This window comes from Pseudomonas guineae, assembly GCF_900113745.1.
Taxonomy (GTDB): Bacteria; Pseudomonadota; Gammaproteobacteria; order Pseudomonadales; family Pseudomonadaceae; genus Aquipseudomonas; species Aquipseudomonas guineae.
On sequence record NZ_FOQL01000001.1, the window covers coordinates 1,514,823 to 1,532,729 of the forward strand.

Consider the following 17,907-nt stretch of genomic DNA (forward strand, 5'->3'; position numbering starts at 1 on the left):
TCCTGCCGCCATGGATATGACTACCGCCCTGCTGCTCATCATGCTGGTCCTGCTGTTGACTGGCTTTCCCATGATGGCCACGCTGCTAGCCGCTGCCGCTGCTGGCTTCGTCTTCTTCTTCAACATGGGCCCGGAGTTCATCGTGCAGCAGATGATCGCCGGCATCCGCCCAGCTGCTTTGGTGGCGGTGCCGATGTTCATCCTTGCCGCCGACATCATCACCCGCGGCGCGACGGCTAATCGCCTGCTGGACGTAGCCATGGCCTTCGTCGGCCATGTACGCGGCGGCATGGCGGTGACCACCGCACTGAGTTGCGCGCTATTCGGCGCGCTGTCCGGCTCGACCCAAGCCACGGTAGTCGGGGTCGGCAGCATCATGCGCCCGAAGATGTTGCAGCAGGGCTACAAGGACAGCTTTGCCATCTCGCTGATCATCAACGCCTCGGACATCGCCCTGCTGATTCCACCCAGCATTGGCATGATCATCTACGGCGTGGTGTCCGGCACGTCGGTGGCAGAGCTGTTCATCGCCGGCATTGGCCCCGGCCTGTTGCTGATGAGCTTGCTGGCCGGTTACTGCTATATCTATGCGCGCATCAACGGCATCCCCAGCGGCGAGAAATACAGCTGGATGCAACGCCTAGTCACTTGCCGTCGCGCCATCCTGCCACTGCTATTACCGGTGATGACCATTGGCGGGATATATTCCGGGATGTTCAGCCCCACCGAGGCGGCGGCGATATCGGTGCTCTACGCGCTGATTCTTGAAGTGCTGATCTTCCGCCGCGTCAAACTCAGCGACCTATCATCCATCGCCCTCTCCACCGGGCTAATCACCGCCGTGGTGTTCATCCTGGTAGCGGCTGGTTCGGCGTTTTCTTGGGTGATTTCCTTTGCTCAGATTCCGCAGCAGATCCTCAGCGGCATCGGCATCATGAGCGCCTCACCCACCGAACTGCTGATCATTATCTCGATCGCGTTCTTCATCGGCTGCATGTTCGTCGACCCGATCGTGGTGATGCTGATTTTGGTGCCGATCTTTGCTCCGGCGGTACGCCTGTCTGGCCTCGACCCCGTACTGGTCGGCACCATCGTCACCCTACAGGCAGCGATAGGCTCGGCCACACCGCCCTTTGGCTGCGACATTTTTACCGCCATCGCGGTATTCCGCCGACCCTATCTGGATGTAATACGTGGCAGCCTGCCGTTCTTCTTAATACTGCTGCTGATGTCGGTGCTGCTGATCATGTTCCCACCGATCACCCTATTCCTGCGCGACTTGGCCTTCCGCTAGTACAGAGCCCCACCAGCAATCAAAAACCCTGCTGCCCGCTCGAATGCTATCGAGTCGGCAGCAGGGTTTTTATTCGCCGCCTACGGCAAAATTGGGCAGGCTGTTAACCGGCTGGGAAAAATCAAAAGGGATCGACTCCAGCGCTAAACCGACATTGCGTTGCACCACGAAGTGCAGGTGCGGGCCGGTGCTGTTACCCGTATTGCCGGAACGCGCGAGCATGCTGCCGACGCTGATCCGGCTGCCCTCACGCACAACCACCGAGCCTTGCATCAGGTGCAGGTAGACACCCATGGTGCCGTCGTCATGCAGGATGCGCACATAGTTGCCAGACGGATTATTGCCACGGCCACTCTGGCGATTCTCGGTTTTCACCACCATGCCGCCGCGCGCCGCGACAATCGGCGTGCCTTCGGGCATGGCGATGTCCATGGCGTAGCGGCCTTTCGGGGTGAAATGGCTGTACTTACCGTTGGCGCCCTGGGTCAGGCGGAACGGCCCACCGCGCCACGGCAGCGGGTAATTCTGTTGAGTCGGCAGCAGGCGCGGGTCGCCCATGGCGTAGCGCAGCTTGGGGGTATAGCGCATGGGTTTGTGGGCATCACGCGGAGCCAGGGTAACCAAGCGAATCTTGCTGCGTGGCGGCAGCACCCAACTGATCGGCTCGTCCGGCACACCCGCGATGTTGTCCGTAGCCTGCAGGCGCAACTCAATCTGCACCGGTGCGTACAGATCGTTGCGCACCAGTAGCGTCTCACCGGCTTCGTGTTTCTTGGTTTCCAGCTTTACCTGATTATCCAGACTCTCAACCATGCGGTCGCTAAACACAAACACTTGCGCACCGGGCGCGGCCTGGTCGGTATAAGTGACCACGCCGTTGGCATCGGTGTACTTATAAATAGTTAAAGCCGCAGCCTGGCCGGCAAGGCTTAACGCACTGCAAAGAAGTATCAGACGCCCTAGCATAACGACTCGGATCTTATGATTTGTATGTCCGGGGGTATGAGACTAGCAGCCGCCCCCACGCGAAGCGAACCGGCGCGCTAAACGTGTGAGCCATCTCGCACGTGTTAAGCACCGTCAGCATTATTTAAGCGCCAGGGCTGAAGTGCTTCTGCGCCGTACCTCGGGCAATCAGACGCGAGAGGTAATCGAGCTTCTGTGGGTCTTTGTCGACGAATTTAAACGTCAGCTGCAGCCATTCGCTGTCCGGTTTCGGCTCAAACGCTGCAACCGCATGCAGGTAACCATTAAGCCGTGCGGTTTCCGCCCCTTCGCCCTGCTCCAGGTCCAACACCGCGCTTTCCAAGACCTGCGGTAGCGCCTCAGTGCGTTTAACCACTAGCAGGGCTTCTTTAAGGCTGAGCGCTTTAATCACGCAACTCATGCTGCCGCTCGGCAAACGCAACTGGCCCTGACCACGGCCAGTGCTGGCGCTCGGTACCGCGGCCTTACTGGCTGCCGGCTTAGTCACAACCTGAGGTGCTGGCGCCGCCGGAGGCTTGAGCACATCGGCTTTGCCACCGGTCAGCGCTGACAATGAATCGTTTGCGTAAGCCCCAGTACTGAGCATCTTCGGCGGCGCACTGGCGGCTAGCGCCTGCAGCTTGCCGGCGCGGCTAAGGGCTTTTTTCACCTTGGTGACCAACTGCTCGTTGGTAAACGGCTTGCCAATAAAGTCTGAAACGCCGGCTTGAATCGCCTGCACGACGTTGTCCTTATCGCCACGGCTGGTGACCATGATGAAGGGGACGGTTTTCAGGCTTTCTTGTTCGCGGCACCAGCTGAGCAGCTCTAGGCCGGACATTTCCGGCATTTCCCAGTCGCAGAGAATCAGGTCCACCGGCTTGCGCGTTAACATTTGCAGGGCTTTACGCCCGTTGACGGCTTCCTCGATCTGGATGCCGGGAAAGTGATCGCGCAGGCCCTTTTTCACTAGATCGCGGATAAAGGTTGCGTCGTCCACTACCAGCACACTGACTTTGCTCATCGGCCACTCCCATTCTGATGGCCTTAAGCATAGTCATGGCGACTGGCCAAAGGCCAACCGAAATACAGCCTATGTCGCGATCACAGATATTTCGCCTAAGGGCGGCGCACCAACGCTATCCCACGCAGCCGCACTGCACTCAGTTGTCTTTGTTAGTGCCCTGCACTTCTTCTTGCATGCGGGTCAGGCCGATGTGCTTCACGTCGGTGCCACGCACCAAGTAGATCACCAGCTCAGCGATATTACGGGCGTGGTCGCCGATCCGCTCCAGCGAGCGCAGGGCCCAGATGATGTTGAGCACGCGCGAGATCGAACGCGGGTCTTCCATCATAAAAGTCACCAGCTCACGCAAAGCCGTTTTGTATTCGCGGTCGACGGTCTTGTCGTATTGCGCCACCGACAGTGCCAGGTCGGCATCGAAACGGGCGAAAGCGTCCAGCGCCTCGCGCACCATCCGGCGCACCTGATCACCGATATGGCGCACTTCTACGTAACCGCGCGGCGCTTCACCTTCTTCGCACAAGAGGATGGCGCGCTTAGCGATCTTGGTGGCTTCATCGCCGATACGCTCGAGGTCGATCACCGATTTGGAAATACTGATGATCAACCGCAGGTCGGAGGCTGCAGGCTGACGGCGGGCGAGAATACGCACGCACTCTTCGTCGATGTTGCGCTCCATCTGGTTGATCTGATCATCGATCTCGCGCACCTGCTGGGCCAGACCAGAATCGGCATCAATCAGTGCCGTGACAGCATCATTCACCTGCTTCTCGACCAGGCCGCCCATAGCCAACAAATGGCTACGCACTTCCTCCAGCTCGGCATTGAACTGCTGAGAAATGTGCTGGGTAAGGTTTTCTTTGTTGATCATGATCGAACCCTTGCGAAACTGGATGATAGTCCTATCGAGGTATTAGCCGGCCTGTGGTGAATCATGCAGAGCTAGGAGGCGGCGCGCAGACAATACAAACGCGTATGGCAAGCGCCGCCAATAACACGCAGCGCGATTTGCCATAGCCGGTCAGCCATAGCGACCAGTGATGTAGTCTTCAGTTTGTTTCTTCGCCGGGTTGGTGAACAGTGTGTCGGTATCACCAAACTCAATCAGCTTGCCCATGTACATAAACGCCGTGTAATCCGAAACCCGCGCCGCTTGCTGCATGTTGTGAGTGACGATGACGATGGTGTACTTGGATTTCAACTCGTAGATCAGCTCTTCGACTTTCAGCGTCGAAATCGGATCGAGTGCCGAGCATGGCTCGTCGAGCAGCAATACTTCCGGCTGCACCGCCACGGTGCGGGCAATAATCAAGCGCTGCTGCTGACCGCCGGACAGGCCCAATGCCGAGTCGTGCAAGCGGTCCTTGACCTCATCCCAGAGTGCGGCGTTTTTCAGTGACCATTCCACCGCTTCATCGAGCACACGCTTCTGGTTGATGCCCTGAATACGCAAGCCATACACCACGTTTTCGTAGATGCTCTTGGGGAACGGATTAGGCTTTTGGAACACCATACCAACGCGGCGACGCAGCTCAGCCACATCCTCGCCCTTGCGGTAGATGTTGTGCCCGTCGAGATTGATCTCGCCTTCAATACGGCAACCATCGACCAGATCATTCATCCGGTTGAAGGTGCGCAACAATGTCGACTTGCCGCAACCAGACGGACCGATAAACGCAGTGACGCGCTTCTTCGGAATGGTCATCTGCACATCGAACAACGCCTGCTTATCACCGTAAAACAGGTTTAAGCCTGGCACATCAATGGCCACCTGCTCATTGGCCATATTCAGGCCCTGGCGCTCACGGCCCAATGCCGTCATATCGATACCGTGTGTGTGTGCTTCGTGCTGCATGGGATGCTCCCTACGCTAACAATTCGTACCTGCCCGCCCGGCAGTTACCGGGCGGGCACAAGTGATTAATGATCCAGCGCTTTGTACTTCTCGCGCAGGTGGTTGCGGATATAAACCGCAGCGAAGTTCAGCACCACGATAACCAGCACCAGCAGCAATGCGGTGGCATATACCAGCGGCCTAGCGGCTTCGACGTTAGGGCTCTGGAAGCCAACATCGTAAATATGGAAGCCCAGGTGCATGATCTTCTGGTCCAAGTGCAGATACGGGTAATTAGCATCAACCGGCAGGCTTGGTGCCAGCTTGACCACGCCTACCAGCATCAGCGGCGCGACTTCGCCGGCAGCACGCGCGACGGCGAGAATTAGACCGGTCATCATCGCCGGGCTGGCCATCGGCAGCACCACGCGCCAAAGGGTTTCTACCTTGGTTGCGCCAAGCGCCAGGGAACCTTCACGCACCGCCCGGGGGATGCGCGCCAGACCTTCTTCAGTGGCCACAATCACTACTGGCAAGGTCAGGATCGCCAGCGTCAGCGACGCCCACATCAGCCCCGGCGTACCAAAGGTCGGCGTCGGTGCCGATTCCGGGAAGAACATGCGATCGAGCGATCCGCCCAGCACATAGACGAAAAAGCCTAAGCCAAACACGCCGTACACAATCGCCGGCACACCGGCGAGGTTATTCACCGCGATACGAATTACCCGGGTCAGCGGCCCCTGTTTAGCGTATTCGCGCAGGTAAATCGCGGCGACCACACCGAACGGGGTGACGATCACGGCCATGATCATGGTCATCATCACGGTGCCGAAAATCGCCGGGAAGATGCCGCCCTCGGTGTTGGCCTCACGTGGATCGTCGCTGACGAATTCCCACAGTTTAATAAAATAGAAGCCGAGTTTATCGAAGGTGCCCATGGCGTTGGGCTGAAAGGCCCGCACCACTTTGCCCAGGCTGATAGTGAGTTCATGGCCGTCGACGGTTTTCAGCGTCACACTGTCACGGTTGAATGCCTGATTCAGGGCAATCAGCTCGGTTTCCAGCACCTTGTACTCGGCATCCCACTGCACGCGCTCGGCATCCAGTTCAGCTTGCGCGAACTCGTCCAGCTTGCCCTGTAGCTCCAGCTTGCGTGTTTGCAAACGGATGCGCTCAAGCCCGGCGTTGATGCGACCAATGTCCTTCTTCTCCAGGCGCACCAGTTGACCATGCAACTGCTCGACCCGCTCGATGCGCGCCTGCAACGCCGGCCAACTGGCATCCCCTTCGGCTACCAGCTCTCCCGACTCTTTGACGTTAACCAGATAGCCGTAGAAATTGCCCCATTCACGGCGCTCAATGGCTGTGAGTTTTTCCGGGGTGCGCTGGTTACTCAACCACTCGCCGACCACCCAGGTAAAGTCCGCACCATAGATGTCGCGGTTACCCACCTTGAGCAGCTCACGGGTCATAAACTCGCCGCCCTTGACGTCAACCGGCAACCCGGAAGCCGCCAAACGAGCACGCGGGACTTCTTCAATCTGGGTGACTTCACCGGCCATCACCCGGACTTCCTGCCCTGGGACTTGGTAGTTAACTTCGATGATATCGGCCGGCCAGAAGTGGCTAAGCCCTCGCACGGCAATCACTGCCATCAGACCCAAGGTCATGATAACTGCGATCGACACCGCACCGGCATTCATCCAGATCCACGGCGTACCGCTCTTGAACCAGGTATTCAGGTTGTTCTGTTTCACGGACATATACCTTCCAAGACCTTAGAGCGAGGCGTACTTGACGCGCAGACGCTGGCGCACCACTTCTGCCAGGGTGTTCATGACAAAAGTGAAGCCAAGCAGTACCAACGCCGAGAGGAACAACACACGGTAGTGGGTACCGCCCACTTCTGACTCGGGCATTTCCACCGCCACGTTGGCCGCCAGGGTGCGCAGCCCTTCGAAGATGTTCATGTCCATGATCGCGGTATTACCCGTGGCCATCAGCACGATCATGGTTTCGCCAACGGCGCGGCCCATACCAATCATTACCGCAGAGAAGATGCCTGGACTGGCGGTGAGAATCACCACACGAGTCAGGGTCTGCCAGGGCGTAGCACCGAGAGCCAGGGAACCAAAGGTCAGGCTCTTGGGCACGCTGAACACCGCATCTTCGGCAATCGAGAAGATGGTCGGAATCACCGCAAAACCCATGGCCAGGCCGACCACCAGGGCGTTGCGCTGATCGAAGGCGATGCCTAGGTCATTGCTCAGCCACAAGCGCATGTTGCCATCGAACAGCCAGTTTTCCAGATGCCCGCTCATGGCCAGCGACACATAGCCGACCAGCAGAATCATTGGAATCAACAGCACGGACTCCCAACCATCTGGCACGCTTAAGCGGATTGACTCCGGCAAACGACTCCACAGATAGCCGGCCAGCAGAATGCCGATGGGCGTAAAGATCAGTAGGCTGAAGATACCCGGCAGGTGGCCTTCGACATAAGGTGCGAGGAACAGGCCGGCGAAGAAGCCGAGAATCACCGTCGGCAAAGCCTCCATCAGTTCGATCACCGGCTTGATCTTGCGGCGCAGCACCGGTGCCATGAAATAGGCGGTGTATAACGCCGCGGCGATGGCCAGTGGCGCGGCCAGGAGCATGGCGTAGAACGCCGCTTTCAGGGTGCCGAACGCCAGTGGCGCCAGGCTCAGCTTGGGCTCAGTATCGGTGCTGGCGGACGTCGACTGCCAGACATGGCTTGGGGCGTCGTAGTTCTCGTACCAGACCTTACCCCACAGCGAGCTCCAAGAGATTTCCGGGTGCGGGTTGTCGATAATCAGGCGTTGTAGCTGGCCGTCGCTCTCCACCAGCATACGGTTGGCACGCGGTGACAAGGTGGCCAGGGCCTGCCCCTCAGCAACCGGCTCGACCAATAGGGTACGGTGCGCGGTGCTGTGGAAAATACCCAGATTGCCTTTCGCATCCAGGGCAAAGAAGCCCTTGCGGCGCTCTTCGGGAATAATCTGAACGATCGGGCTGTCGGCCATCTGGAAACTACGGATTGCGGTCAACGACGCTTTGCCGTCGTCCTGACGCACCATAAACCACTGGCCGATGCCACCACGGCTGTCACCGATCAACAGTGATATGCCGCCGAGCAGCGGAGTAGCGTTGCTGACTTCTAACTTGGCATCGGCCAGCAGCTTGTAGCGACCATTGAGGGTCTTGCTGCGCAGGTCGAACACATCCGCAGTAGCGCGACCGTTCACCACATACATCCACATTTGCCGCGGGTCGATGATCAACGCCTTGATCGGCTCAGCAATCTGCGGCAGCGCAATACGCTCCTCGCTGAGCGTCACTTCACCGGTCATCAGGTTTTCTTCACGGCCCAAGCTCAGCACATGCAGCTCGATGCCGGTAGAGCCGGCGAGCATCAGGGTGCCACTGTTCAGGCTAAGGGCGAGGTGATCCAGCTCGCGGCCTTGGCTATCCAGTACGATCGGCGCATCACCGAAGGGGTACTCGACACTAGGCGTGATGGTCTTTATGTCATTCGGATAGGTAATCTTGTAGGCATGCTGAAACACCAGCACCTGGCCGTTAGAAAGACCCAGAGCGATACGGTTACTGCCCGGCTGATCCTGGGCAACCGAGGTAATCTGCGCATCCGCCGGCAGCGGCAACTGTACCTTGCTCAACGCCTGCATCTGCTTGGCATCGAAAAACTGCACCTGCCCCTTCTGATCTAGGCGCATCGCCACCTGATTCTGCTCTTCCAGCGCCAGCAGCAGCGGCGCACCGGCTTCATTTAGCCAGGCAACCTGCACCGGTTTACGTGGCTCTATGCTGGCGCCTTGAAACATCGGCAGCACCACGTAGCCCAAGTAGAAAAAGATCAGGGTGATCGCACCCAGCACCGCCATACCACCCAAGGAAACCGCCCAGCGGGCACAACGGTCTTTAAGGGCGCGGATACGCCGCTTACGCTGCAGGGCAGGGGTATTGAAGTCCAGCCCGAGGGGTTTGGATGTGGCGGTCATGGTTTCACTAGCCAAGTCATTCATAAGTAAGAGCGTCTCTGCGCAGCCATGAGCGCGCCATAATGAGTTCTGTCGCTATCAGCGCGTTACTCTAGCCGCACTTTATGACAGAAAAGTTACAGGGCTTTGACAAAGCTACGCCCGCCTTCGTTTCGACAGGCGGGCGTGCGACTTACTTGGCGTCCTTGCCAGTCTGGTGAACCTTACAGACCTAGTTCCTTCAGGGTTTTATCGATCACTTTCTTCGGCAGCGGAATGTAGCCGTCTTTCACGACTACTTCTTGGCCTTGCTTGGACAGTACCAACTTGATGAACTCGGCATCCAACGGGCTCAGCGACTTGTTCGGCGCCTTGTTGACGTAGACGTAGAAAAAGCGAGCCAACGGGAACTTGCCGGCCAGGGCATTGGTTTCGTTCGCTTCGAACGCCTCACCGCCTTTCTTCGACAGTGCCACAGCGCGAACGCTGGAGGTCTTGTAGCCAATGCCCGAGTAACCAATGGCATTCACTGTGCTGGAGATCGACTGCACTACCGAAGCCGAACCTGGTTGCTCGTTGACGTTGGCTTTGTAGTCACCCTTACACAGGGCTTCTTCTTTGAAGTAACCGTAGGTACCGGAAACCGAGTTACGACCGAACAGCTGGATCGGCTTGGCGGCCCACTCACCGGTCAGACCCAGATCACCCCAGGTTTTGATATCAGTAGCACCGCCGCACAAGCGGGTGTTGGAGAAAATGGCGTCAACCTGAGCGATATCCAGGCTCTTGATCGGGTTATCTTTGTGTACGAATACCGCCAGGGCGTCGATGGCCACCGGCACAGCAGTCGGCTTGTAACCGTACTTTTCTTCGAACGCCTGAATCTCAGCATCCTTCATCGGACGGCTCATCGGACCCATCCCAGCAGTGCCTTCAGTCAGCGCGGGCGGCGCGGTAGAGGAGCCGGCAGCCTGAATCTGGATATTGACGTTCGGGTATTCTTTTTTGAACTCTTCAGCCCACAAAGTCATCAGGTTGGCCAGGGAGTCGGAACCGACGCTGGACAGGTTGCCCGATACGCCGGAAGTCTTGGTGTAGCTCGGCAGAGCCGGGTCGACAGCAGCAACCGCAGTGGCAGTAGCCACGCCAGCGGCGACAAAAGTCATGGCCGCCATCAAACGCTTAAGTTTCATGCCTTACTCCTGGAAAACTAGTGTTGGATTGAACGGGGCCAAGTATCTGTAGGCCGCATGACGACTGTATGTAAGCAATATGACAGTTAGATGACCGTCGTCGATATTTCAGCCACGCCGATGGAAAGACCGAATAACCGCTGACAAAGCGCTGTGGTCGCCCTGCGACTGCTGAGTCGTTATACTCGCTGCGCCCGCAGTCCCGTGGGCCTGTCGGGCGAACCCGCGATAGCCGCAGAGCCTGCCTCGCTGCCACCGCTAGCCCTGCACTGCGCCAATAACAACAACCGCGCCGCGAGCCTATCCGATGCACGATTTCGAACAGGAAGACCCCATCCCGCAAGGCGACCTGGCTTTGCAGATCACCGCGCTGCCGCGTGAAACCAACGGTTTTGGCGATATTTACGGCGGCTGGCTGGTCTCGCAAATGGATCTGGCCGGTACCGCCATGGCCAACAAAGTGGCAGGCGGACGTGTGGCCACAGTCGCCATCGACCGTATGGCCTTCCTCGTGCCGGTGGCGGTGGGCGCGCAACTGTCCTTCTATACGCAGACAGTAGAAGTGGGTCGCAGCTCGATCCAAATGCTGGTCGAAGTGTGGAGCGATGACCCACTGTCCAGCGAATGGCGCAAGGTCACCGAGGCCGTATTCGTTTTCGTCGCCATCGATGGCAGTGGCCGCACTCGCTCCGTTGCGGCTCGGCGCTAACCGCCCGCTACCGAAACCAAAACGCCGGCCCCAAGGCCGGCGTTTTACTGTGTATCAGGCGTTAGCCGCGAATGTTGTAAATATCCTTCTCGTTCAACTCGGCGTAGTCATACAGGCGCTGCAGATAAGCCTTCTGTTGGGCCCACACTTTGCTCGCCACTGGGTCAGCTGCTGCACTGGCATCAACCACTTCGGCTGCCACACCCTTGAGCTTGGCCAGCACTTCATCCGGCAGGCGACGGACATCTACGCCTTCGGCTTTGAGCTGCTCCAGCGCTTCCATGTTCTTGGCATTATAATCGTCGAGCATGTCGGCGTTCACATCACGAGCGGCAGCGCGAACGATCGCTTGCAGGTCAGCCGGCAGGGTTTCCCAGGCCTTGATGTTGATATCTAACTCGAAGGTCACGTTCGGCTCTTGCCAGCCCGGGGTGTAGTAATACTTGGCGGCTTTATGCAGACCCAGAGCCTGGTCGTTATATGGGCCGATCCACTCGGTGGCATCGATGGCACCCGTTTGCAGCGCAGTGAAAATTTCTCCCGCCGGCATATTAACCACGGTACCGCCCATCTTGGTCAGCACTTCGCCGCCCAGGCCGGGGGTGCGCATTTTCAGGCCATTGAAGTCATCAACACTGTTGATTTCCTTGTTGAACCAACCTGCAGTCTGCACGCCAGTCGCGCCACAGGCCATCGGCAGTACACCGAAGGGTTTGTAGGTTTCCTCCCACAACTCCATGCCACCACCTTTGTGCAGCCAGGCGTTCATTTCCTGGGCATTAGGGCCAAATGGCAGGGCACAGAAGAACTGCGCAGCCGGCACTTTGCCCTTCCAATAATAAGGCGCTCCATGCCCCATCTCGGCCGTACCACGACTCACCGCATCGAACACTTCCAGCGCCGGCACCAGCTCGCCCGCGGCATACACTTTGACCTTCAAGCGGCCATTACTCATTTCATTGACCAGCGTAGCAAAACGCTCGGCACCGACACCCACACCGGGGAAGTTCTTCGGCCAAGACGTGACCATTTTCCAGTTAAACGTTTCAGTTTCAGCACCGGCCTGGGGCTTACCAGCGGTTTCAGCTTCTTGCTTGCAGCCAGCCAAGGCTGTGGCTGCAAGGCCTACGCCAGCTGCTGCGAGAATTTGACGACGTTTCATGCAATGCTCCTTTATTGTTGTAGTGGTCTGACCACAGGATCGCTGCGGACCCACCATGCTTGACTAAAATAGGGCTAAGCGCCTCTCAAGCCTAGCGGATACGACTAAAGTTGTAGTGCCATTGCCGCACATGCCCAGGCCTGCCTAAAATCGCCGGCCTGCTTGCTCACACAGCTCATAACCATAAGGACTTATGATGTCCGAAAAACCGCCCCTGCTGCTCGGCCTCGCTCATCTGATCGATTCATTCAATGCCAATTTAGGTAAAGTCTGCGCCTGGCTGACCCTGTTTCTGGTGCTCGGCACCGCCATCGTGGTGGTGTTGCGTTACGGTTTTGGCATCGGCGCCACCGCTCTGCAAGAAGCCGTGCTGTACGCACACGCGCTGGTCTTTATGGGCGCTGCCGCCTGGGTGTTGCAACGCAACGGCCATGTGCGGGTCGACATTTTCTACCAGAAATTCAGCCCGCGCCGTAAAGCCCTAGTCGACAGCCTAGGTACGCTGTTATTTCTCCTGCCGGTCTGCCTGTTTCTCGGCTGGGCCAGCTGGGATTATGTTGGCAACTCCTGGTCGACCCTGGAAGGCTCGAGCGAATCCGGCGGCCTAAAATTCGTTTACCTACAGAAGAGCATCATCCTGGTGCTGGTGATCAGCCTGGTCTTACAAGGAATCTCCGACTTGATCAAATTCGCCAACATCCTCAGCGGCCGACTGGCAGCGGTGGAGGTGAAGCATGGCTGAATTGATGGCGATCCTGCTGTTTATCAGCATCTGTACAGCCCTGATGGCGGGCTACCCAGTAGCTTTCACCCTAGGCGGTGTATCGCTGTTGTTTGCCGGCATTGGCATCCTCACCGGCACCTTTGACGGCAGTTATCTAAGCGCCCTACCCAACCGGTTGTTCGGCATCATGAACAACCAGACCATGCTGGCAGTGCCACTATTCGTGTTTATGGGCGTGATGCTGGAGAAGTCTAGGGTCGCCGAGGACCTGCTGGAGTCCATGTCACGGCTGTTCGGCACCTTGCGCGGCGGCCTGGCCATTTCCGTCTGCGTGGTGGGCGCTCTGCTCGCCGCCAGCACCGGCATTGTCGGCGCCACCGTGGTAACCATGGGCCTGCTGGCGCTGCCAACCATGCTTCGGCGCGGTTATGACCCGGCGATTGCCACCGGCACCCTGGCCGCTACCGGCACATTGGGGCAGATCATTCCGCCGTCTATCGTGCTGGTATTGCTGGGTGACGTAATGTCCAGCGCCTACTCACAAGCCCAGCTGAAGATGGGTATTTTCTCGCCGAAGACCGTCTCGGTGGGCGACCTGTTTGTCGGCGCACTGCTGCCCGGCTTGCTGCTGGTGGGGCTGTATATCGCGTACATCATCGGTGTCGCGATCTTCCAGCCGAAGAAGTTACCCGCCTTGCCACAGGAGGAACTCGGGCCGATTGAGTGGGGCAAGCTGATTAACGCACTGGTACCGCCACTGCTGCTGATCGGCGCGGTACTCGGCTCGATCCTCGCCGGTTATGCCACCCCGACCGAAGCCGCCGCGCTTGGCGCATTGGGCGCAATGGTGCTGGCGTTCTGCAAGGGCAAGCTGAACTTCGGCCAACTGCGTGAAGTGGCATCTGGCACCACGGAAATCAGCGCCATGGTCTTTATGATCCTGATTGGTGCGTCGCTGTTTTCCCTGGTGTTCCGCGGCTTCGGCGGCGAGGCGATGATCGAAGATGTATTCGCCCAATTACCCGGCGGCGTGCTCGGCGCGTTCTTCCTGGTGATGGTGGTGATCTTCCTGCTCGGCTTTATCCTCGACTTTATCGAGATCACCTTCGTCGTGGTGCCGATTGTCGGTCCGGTATTGCTGGCCATGGGCCTGGACCCGGTATGGCTAGGCGTGATGATTGCGCTGAACCTGCAGACGTCCTTCCTCACCCCGCCATTCGGCTTCGCGCTGTTTTACCTGCGCGGCGTCACCCCGGCCTCGGTACCCACCAGCACCATCTATAAGGGTGTGCTGCCGTTTATCCTGATCCAGATCTTTCTGCTGGTAATTGCCTACCAATTCCCTGGGCTGATCACCTGGTTGCCGGAACAGGTCTACGGCAAGTAGACCTTGCGCAAAGCACACAACGCCCGTCACTGACGGGCGTTTTGCATTCTCCGGCTAAGGTGCGCTCCAATAGCTTTTTAACGCTACGGTGAACATGCCAATGGCCAAGTCCCATGTAGAACGTATTGAGCGCGATGAACTGACCTGCTGGCGAGTGCGCTATGGCACCGGCGAGCTTTTGATCAGCCAGCAAGGCGCGCAGATTCTTAGCTACCGAGAGGATGATCAGCCGCCATTGATCTGGCTCAGCGAACAAGCGGCTTACGCACGCGGCCAGGGTGTACGTGGCGGTGTGCCCGTATGCTGGCCTTGGTTCGGTAGCCTGCAGCGCAACCCACAAGCCGTACAGGCCCTGCACGATGACCCGGCTGCGGCGCCTGCCCACGGTTTGGTGCGCAATCTCGACTGGCAACTGCTGGGCATTGAAAGCGGCGATGCGGGTGTGCACCTAGAGTTCGCTTACAACACCGCGACCCAGCCACTGCCTCACTGGCCGCACGCCGCCGAACTGCGCCTGTCCATTCGCCTGGACGGGCGCCTGCACATCGCCCTGCACAGCCATAACCTAGGCAGTTCGCCACTGCCGATCAGCCAGGCGCTGCACAGCTATTTTGCCGTCAGCGATATTCACCAGGTTAGCGTCGAAGGCCTGCACGGCTGCCGCTATATCGAAACCTTGGAAGACTGGCAGCAACGCCAACAAGACGGTCTGCTGCAGTTCAGCGGCGAAACCGACCGCATCTACCTCGACACCCCGGCGCAGCTAAGCATCCTCGACCCTGCCTGGCAGCGGCGCATCCAGCTACACAGCAGTGGCTCGAACTCGGCCGTGTTGTGGAACCCCTGGACCGACAAAGCCCAGCGCCTCTCACAGTTCGCACCGGGTGCCTGGCCCGGCATGCTGTGTATCGAACACGCCAACGTGCTCGACGACATCCGCACACTGGCGGCGGGCGAGCACCATCAGCTCGCATTGAGCCTCTGGTCTGAACCTTTGAACGATTAACCGACAGACGGTTTGTCGCCCTACCTCGCCGAGCCGCCTCACGCTCGGCTGCACGCCCCGCGTCACATTCCAACCCAGAAAACCCTGCGCTGCATCACACTAAGTTATCGCAAAGGCATAACTTCTGTGACGCGCCACTACTTTGCCAGCAAGCCATTACTTACATATAGATAGCTATATCCCTACATAACTTTTCTAACTCACCTTATTGTGATGCGCCCCGCATATTTTTTAGGAACTATGGTTCCACTAACTAATCACTGAATATCGCCCACTGATACATATTTCACACTTTTTACGGTTGTCCGACAGTCGCCATAGGTCTAGGATGCCCACCTCACAAGGACATGCGCAACTTGTTGCACATATAAGTGCGCAACAAGTTGCGCACCGCCAGCGTAAGCAGGCGATATTAAAGACGTCGTAATGACTTCTTAAAAGTTACGCGCATCAATAATCGAGTCATGGATGACCTATTCAAACAAGCTCACTGCTCATTATTTAGAGCTGGCCAAAAACCCTATTAACGAGGGTAACTTTGCCGGCACTGATGTCCGTTACTCAACGGAATATGAAGTCCTTGAGAATGAACTGGGCAAAGCCACGGCGCTGCATGAAACGGCCGCCATTGATTGGCAAAAAGTCCGCGAAAACAGCGAGATACTGCTCAGCGCCCATTCCAAGGATTTGCGCGTCGCCGCCTGGCTGATCTGGGGGCTTTATCAGCGCGAATCCTTCCCCGGCCTGCAGGCCGGTTTCAGCCTGCTGCACTACCTGTGCCTCAATCACTGGGCCGAGTTGCACCCACGCAAAGCGCGCACCCGTGCCGCCGCCATCAGTTGGCTGATCCCTCGCCTGGAACAGGCGCTGGCTGAACACGTACCGATTGGTGAACAACTGGCGCTGTTCCGCAGCCTCGCCGAGCAGTTACGTGCCTTGGAAACCTGTTTAGCCGAGCACCTGGGTGAAGATGCACCGCTGCTGTTGCCGCTGTGCCGGCGCCTGGATGAGCTGGTAAAACGTGCCAGCCAGGGTCAGCCCGAACCCGGCTCTGTGGGCGCCGCGATTGCCCAGGTCAAGCAGGCCGCCAGCCAGATGCTGACCCCTGGCGCCCCGGTGGAAAGTGAAAAGGAGGCGCACAAAAGCCTGCGCAGCTTGCAAGACCAGGCACGACCACTCTGTGCCTACTGGCTGAAACAGAAAGCCAGCGATCTACGCGCCCTGCGCCTGGCGCGCACCCTACTGTGGTTGCCCATCGACAGCCTGCCCGAGCGTAATGCCGAGCAGATCACTGCGCTGCGCGGCTTGCCCGCGGACAAACTGGCCAGCTACCAAGAGCGCTACCAGAACGGTCAGTACGCTGACCTGCTGGTCGACCTGGAAGCCAGCATCGCTCGCGCGCCCTTCTGGCTCGACGGTCAGCATCTGGTCTGGCAATGCCTGCATGAGCTGGATGCCGAACAGGCGATGCGTGAAGTAGAAATCCAACTTGCGCTGTTTATGCAGCGCATGAGTGGCCTGGAAGAACTGCGTTTCCACGACGGCAGCGCCTTTGCCGACGGGCAGACTCGCGCTTGGATCAGCTCCCACGTACTGCCCCATGTGCATGCGCCGGTCAGCGAAAGCACTCCCGCCGCCAACGACAGTGGCAGCCAGCCGGCTTGGGACCTTGCCCTACAGGAAACCCTACCCAAGTTGCGCAAGGACGGCCTCAAATCCGCCGTACAGCAACTCAAACTCGGCCTGGCCGCAGCACGGGGTGGCCGCGAGCGTTTTTTCTGGCAACTGACCTTGGCGCGCCTGTGTTTCAGCGCCAAGAAATACGATCTCGCCAAAACCCAACTCGAATCACTCGACCAGACGCTACAGGCCACCGGCCTGGGCGACTGGGAACCCGATCTCGCCCTGGACGTACTGCGCATGCTGCACAGCTGCTGTGAGCTGCTGCCGCAAAACCACGCGGTGCGTGAAAGCAAGGAAGAGATCTACCGCAGGTTGTGCCACCTCGATCTTGAAGTGGTACTGGACTAGGCCCTCGGGCCATAACCGTAACGGAGAAAGACCATGGCCAAAGAAGGCTCGGTAGCCCCCAAGGAACGCATCAATGTCACTTTCAAGCCTGCCACCGGCGGTGCTCAGGAAGAGATCGAACTGCCGCTGAAACTGATGGTTCTGGGTGACTTCTCCCAGCGCGCCGACGATCGCAAGATCGAAGACCGCAAGCCGATCAGCATCGATAAAAACAGCTTCGATGAAGTGCTGGCCAAGCAGGAGCTCAACCTGACATTCGGCGTGCCGAATCGTCTGCAGGATGACGCCGAAGGCGACGACCTGGCTGTGCAACTGCGCATCAACTCGATGAAGGACTTCAACCCGGCCAACCTAGTCGACCAAGTCCCAGAGCTGAAAAAGCTGATGGAACTGCGCGACGCCCTGGTAGCCCTGAAAGGCCCACTGGGCAACGCTCCAGCCTTCCGCAAGGCGATCGAAAGCGTGCTGGCTGACGACGACTCGCGTGAGCGCGTACTCGGCGAACTCGGCCTGGCTGCCCAAGGCAAGCTGGACTCCTGATTCAATTAACAAGGAAGC

15 protein-coding genes are annotated in these 17,907 nt (G+C 58.3%); 7 read left to right on the forward strand and 8 right to left on the reverse strand.

What is annotated here, in order from left to right:
- The first annotated feature begins 16 nt into the window (after window positions 1-16).
- Window positions 17-1,294: a TRAP transporter large permease gene (locus tag BMZ32_RS06870; protein WP_090241581.1), complete on the forward strand. Its 1,278-nt coding sequence runs from the start codon at window positions 17-19 to the stop codon at window positions 1,292-1,294.
- A 69-nt stretch (window positions 1,295-1,363) separates the two neighbouring features.
- Here BMZ32_RS06870 and BMZ32_RS06875 read toward each other — a convergent pair whose 3' ends face one another.
- From BMZ32_RS06875 to BMZ32_RS06905, 7 genes are all read right to left on the reverse strand, one after another.
- Window positions 1,364-2,260 carry a peptidoglycan DD-metalloendopeptidase family protein gene (locus tag BMZ32_RS06875; RefSeq protein ID WP_090240772.1) on the reverse strand — a complete coding sequence of 299 codons (897 nt, stop codon included), beginning with the start codon at window positions 2,258-2,260 and terminating at the stop codon, window positions 1,364-1,366.
- 124 nt (window positions 2,261-2,384) lie between these two features.
- Window positions 2,385-3,284, reverse strand: coding sequence for a response regulator (locus tag BMZ32_RS06880; protein WP_090240773.1), 900 nt, complete (start codon window positions 3,282-3,284; stop codon window positions 2,385-2,387).
- A gap of 139 nt (window positions 3,285-3,423) precedes the next feature.
- A complete protein-coding gene (phoU, locus tag BMZ32_RS06885) occupies window positions 3,424-4,155 on the reverse strand; it encodes a phosphate signaling complex protein PhoU (protein WP_090240775.1) in 732 nt (243 codons plus the stop codon).
- Window positions 4,156-4,305: 150 nt separating this feature from the next.
- Window positions 4,306-5,139, reverse strand: coding sequence for a phosphate ABC transporter ATP-binding protein PstB (pstB, locus tag BMZ32_RS06890; RefSeq protein ID WP_090240776.1), 834 nt, complete (start codon window positions 5,137-5,139; stop codon window positions 4,306-4,308).
- A 65-nt stretch (window positions 5,140-5,204) separates the two neighbouring features.
- On the reverse strand, window positions 5,205-6,881 hold the full coding sequence (gene pstA / locus BMZ32_RS06895; protein WP_425272854.1) for a phosphate ABC transporter permease PstA: 1,677 nt from the start codon (window positions 6,879-6,881) through the stop codon (window positions 5,205-5,207).
- Between the two features lie 15 nt (window positions 6,882-6,896).
- Window positions 6,897-9,182 carry an ABC transporter permease subunit gene (locus BMZ32_RS06900; protein WP_090240777.1) on the reverse strand — a complete coding sequence of 762 codons (2,286 nt, stop codon included), beginning with the start codon at window positions 9,180-9,182 and terminating at the stop codon, window positions 6,897-6,899.
- Window positions 9,183-9,361: 179 nt separating this feature from the next.
- Window positions 9,362-10,330, reverse strand: a complete 969-nt coding sequence (locus tag BMZ32_RS06905; RefSeq protein WP_090240778.1) for a PstS family phosphate ABC transporter substrate-binding protein — start codon at window positions 10,328-10,330, stop codon at window positions 9,362-9,364.
- A gap of 307 nt (window positions 10,331-10,637) precedes the next feature.
- Here BMZ32_RS06905 and BMZ32_RS06910 point away from each other — a divergent pair, with 307 nt between their 5' ends.
- Window positions 10,638-11,039, forward strand: a complete 402-nt coding sequence (locus tag BMZ32_RS06910; RefSeq protein WP_090240779.1) for an acyl-CoA thioesterase — start codon at window positions 10,638-10,640, stop codon at window positions 11,037-11,039.
- A 61-nt stretch (window positions 11,040-11,100) separates the two neighbouring features.
- On the opposite strand, the gene BMZ32_RS06915 is transcribed toward BMZ32_RS06910, so the two are convergent.
- A complete protein-coding gene (locus BMZ32_RS06915) occupies window positions 11,101-12,201 on the reverse strand; it encodes a TRAP transporter substrate-binding protein (RefSeq protein ID WP_090240781.1) in 1,101 nt (366 codons plus the stop codon).
- A 196-nt stretch (window positions 12,202-12,397) separates the two neighbouring features.
- On the opposite strand from BMZ32_RS06915, the gene BMZ32_RS06920 reads away from it, so the two are divergent.
- The 5 genes from BMZ32_RS06920 to tssB all read left to right on the forward strand — a co-directional run bounded on the left by BMZ32_RS06920 (window position 12,398) and on the right by tssB (window position 17,889).
- On the forward strand, window positions 12,398-12,943 hold the full coding sequence (locus tag BMZ32_RS06920) for a TRAP transporter small permease subunit (protein ID WP_090240783.1): 546 nt from the start codon (window positions 12,398-12,400) through the stop codon (window positions 12,941-12,943).
- Window positions 12,936-14,312, forward strand: coding sequence for a TRAP transporter large permease (locus BMZ32_RS06925; protein WP_090240785.1), 1,377 nt, complete (start codon window positions 12,936-12,938; stop codon window positions 14,310-14,312). The genes BMZ32_RS06920 and BMZ32_RS06925 overlap by 8 nt, the downstream gene beginning before the upstream one ends.
- A gap of 100 nt (window positions 14,313-14,412) precedes the next feature.
- Window positions 14,413-15,318, forward strand: coding sequence for a D-hexose-6-phosphate mutarotase (locus BMZ32_RS06930; RefSeq protein ID WP_090240786.1), 906 nt, complete (start codon window positions 14,413-14,415; stop codon window positions 15,316-15,318).
- A 468-nt stretch (window positions 15,319-15,786) separates the two neighbouring features.
- Window positions 15,787-17,349 carry a type VI secretion system protein TssA gene (gene tssA / locus BMZ32_RS06935; protein WP_090240789.1) on the forward strand — a complete coding sequence of 521 codons (1,563 nt, stop codon included), beginning with the start codon at window positions 15,787-15,789 and terminating at the stop codon, window positions 17,347-17,349.
- A 33-nt stretch (window positions 17,350-17,382) separates the two neighbouring features.
- Complete coding sequence (gene tssB, locus BMZ32_RS06940) at window positions 17,383-17,889, forward strand: type VI secretion system contractile sheath small subunit (RefSeq protein ID WP_090240791.1); 507 nt, start codon at window positions 17,383-17,385, stop codon at window positions 17,887-17,889.
- Window positions 17,890-17,907: the final 18 nt, after the last annotated feature.

Bases quoted from the DNA above. Each gene is read 5' to 3' on its own strand.
- BMZ32_RS06910 (WP_090240779.1), top strand. From the start codon at position 10,638: ATGCACGATTTCGAACAGGAAGACCCCATCCCGCAAGGCGACCTGGCT.
- pstB (WP_090240776.1), bottom strand. From the start codon at position 5,139: ATGCAGCACGAAGCACACACACACGGTATCGATATGACGGCATTGGGC.
- tssB (WP_090240791.1), top strand. From the start codon at position 17,383: ATGGCCAAAGAAGGCTCGGTAGCCCCCAAGGAACGCATCAATGTCACT.
- tssA (WP_090240789.1), top strand. From the start codon at position 15,787: ATGACCTATTCAAACAAGCTCACTGCTCATTATTTAGAGCTGGCCAAA.
- BMZ32_RS06900 (WP_090240777.1), bottom strand. From the start codon at position 9,182: ATGAATGACTTGGCTAGTGAAACCATGACCGCCACATCCAAACCCCTC.
- BMZ32_RS06925 (WP_090240785.1), top strand. From the start codon at position 12,936: ATGGCTGAATTGATGGCGATCCTGCTGTTTATCAGCATCTGTACAGCC.
- pstA (WP_425272854.1), bottom strand. From the start codon at position 6,881: ATGTCCGTGAAACAGAACAACCTGAATACCTGGTTCAAGAGCGGTACG.
- BMZ32_RS06915 (WP_090240781.1), bottom strand. From the start codon at position 12,201: ATGAAACGTCGTCAAATTCTCGCAGCAGCTGGCGTAGGCCTTGCAGCC.
- BMZ32_RS06880 (WP_090240773.1), bottom strand. From the start codon at position 3,284: ATGAGCAAAGTCAGTGTGCTGGTAGTGGACGACGCAACCTTTATCCGC.
- BMZ32_RS06920 (WP_090240783.1), top strand. From the start codon at position 12,398: ATGTCCGAAAAACCGCCCCTGCTGCTCGGCCTCGCTCATCTGATCGAT.
- BMZ32_RS06930 (WP_090240786.1), top strand. From the start codon at position 14,413: ATGGCCAAGTCCCATGTAGAACGTATTGAGCGCGATGAACTGACCTGC.
- phoU (WP_090240775.1), bottom strand. From the start codon at position 4,155: ATGATCAACAAAGAAAACCTTACCCAGCACATTTCTCAGCAGTTCAAT.
- BMZ32_RS06905 (WP_090240778.1), bottom strand. From the start codon at position 10,330: ATGAAACTTAAGCGTTTGATGGCGGCCATGACTTTTGTCGCCGCTGGC.
- BMZ32_RS06870 (WP_090241581.1), top strand. From the start codon at position 17: ATGACTACCGCCCTGCTGCTCATCATGCTGGTCCTGCTGTTGACTGGC.
- BMZ32_RS06875 (WP_090240772.1), bottom strand. From the start codon at position 2,260: ATGCTAGGGCGTCTGATACTTCTTTGCAGTGCGTTAAGCCTTGCCGGC.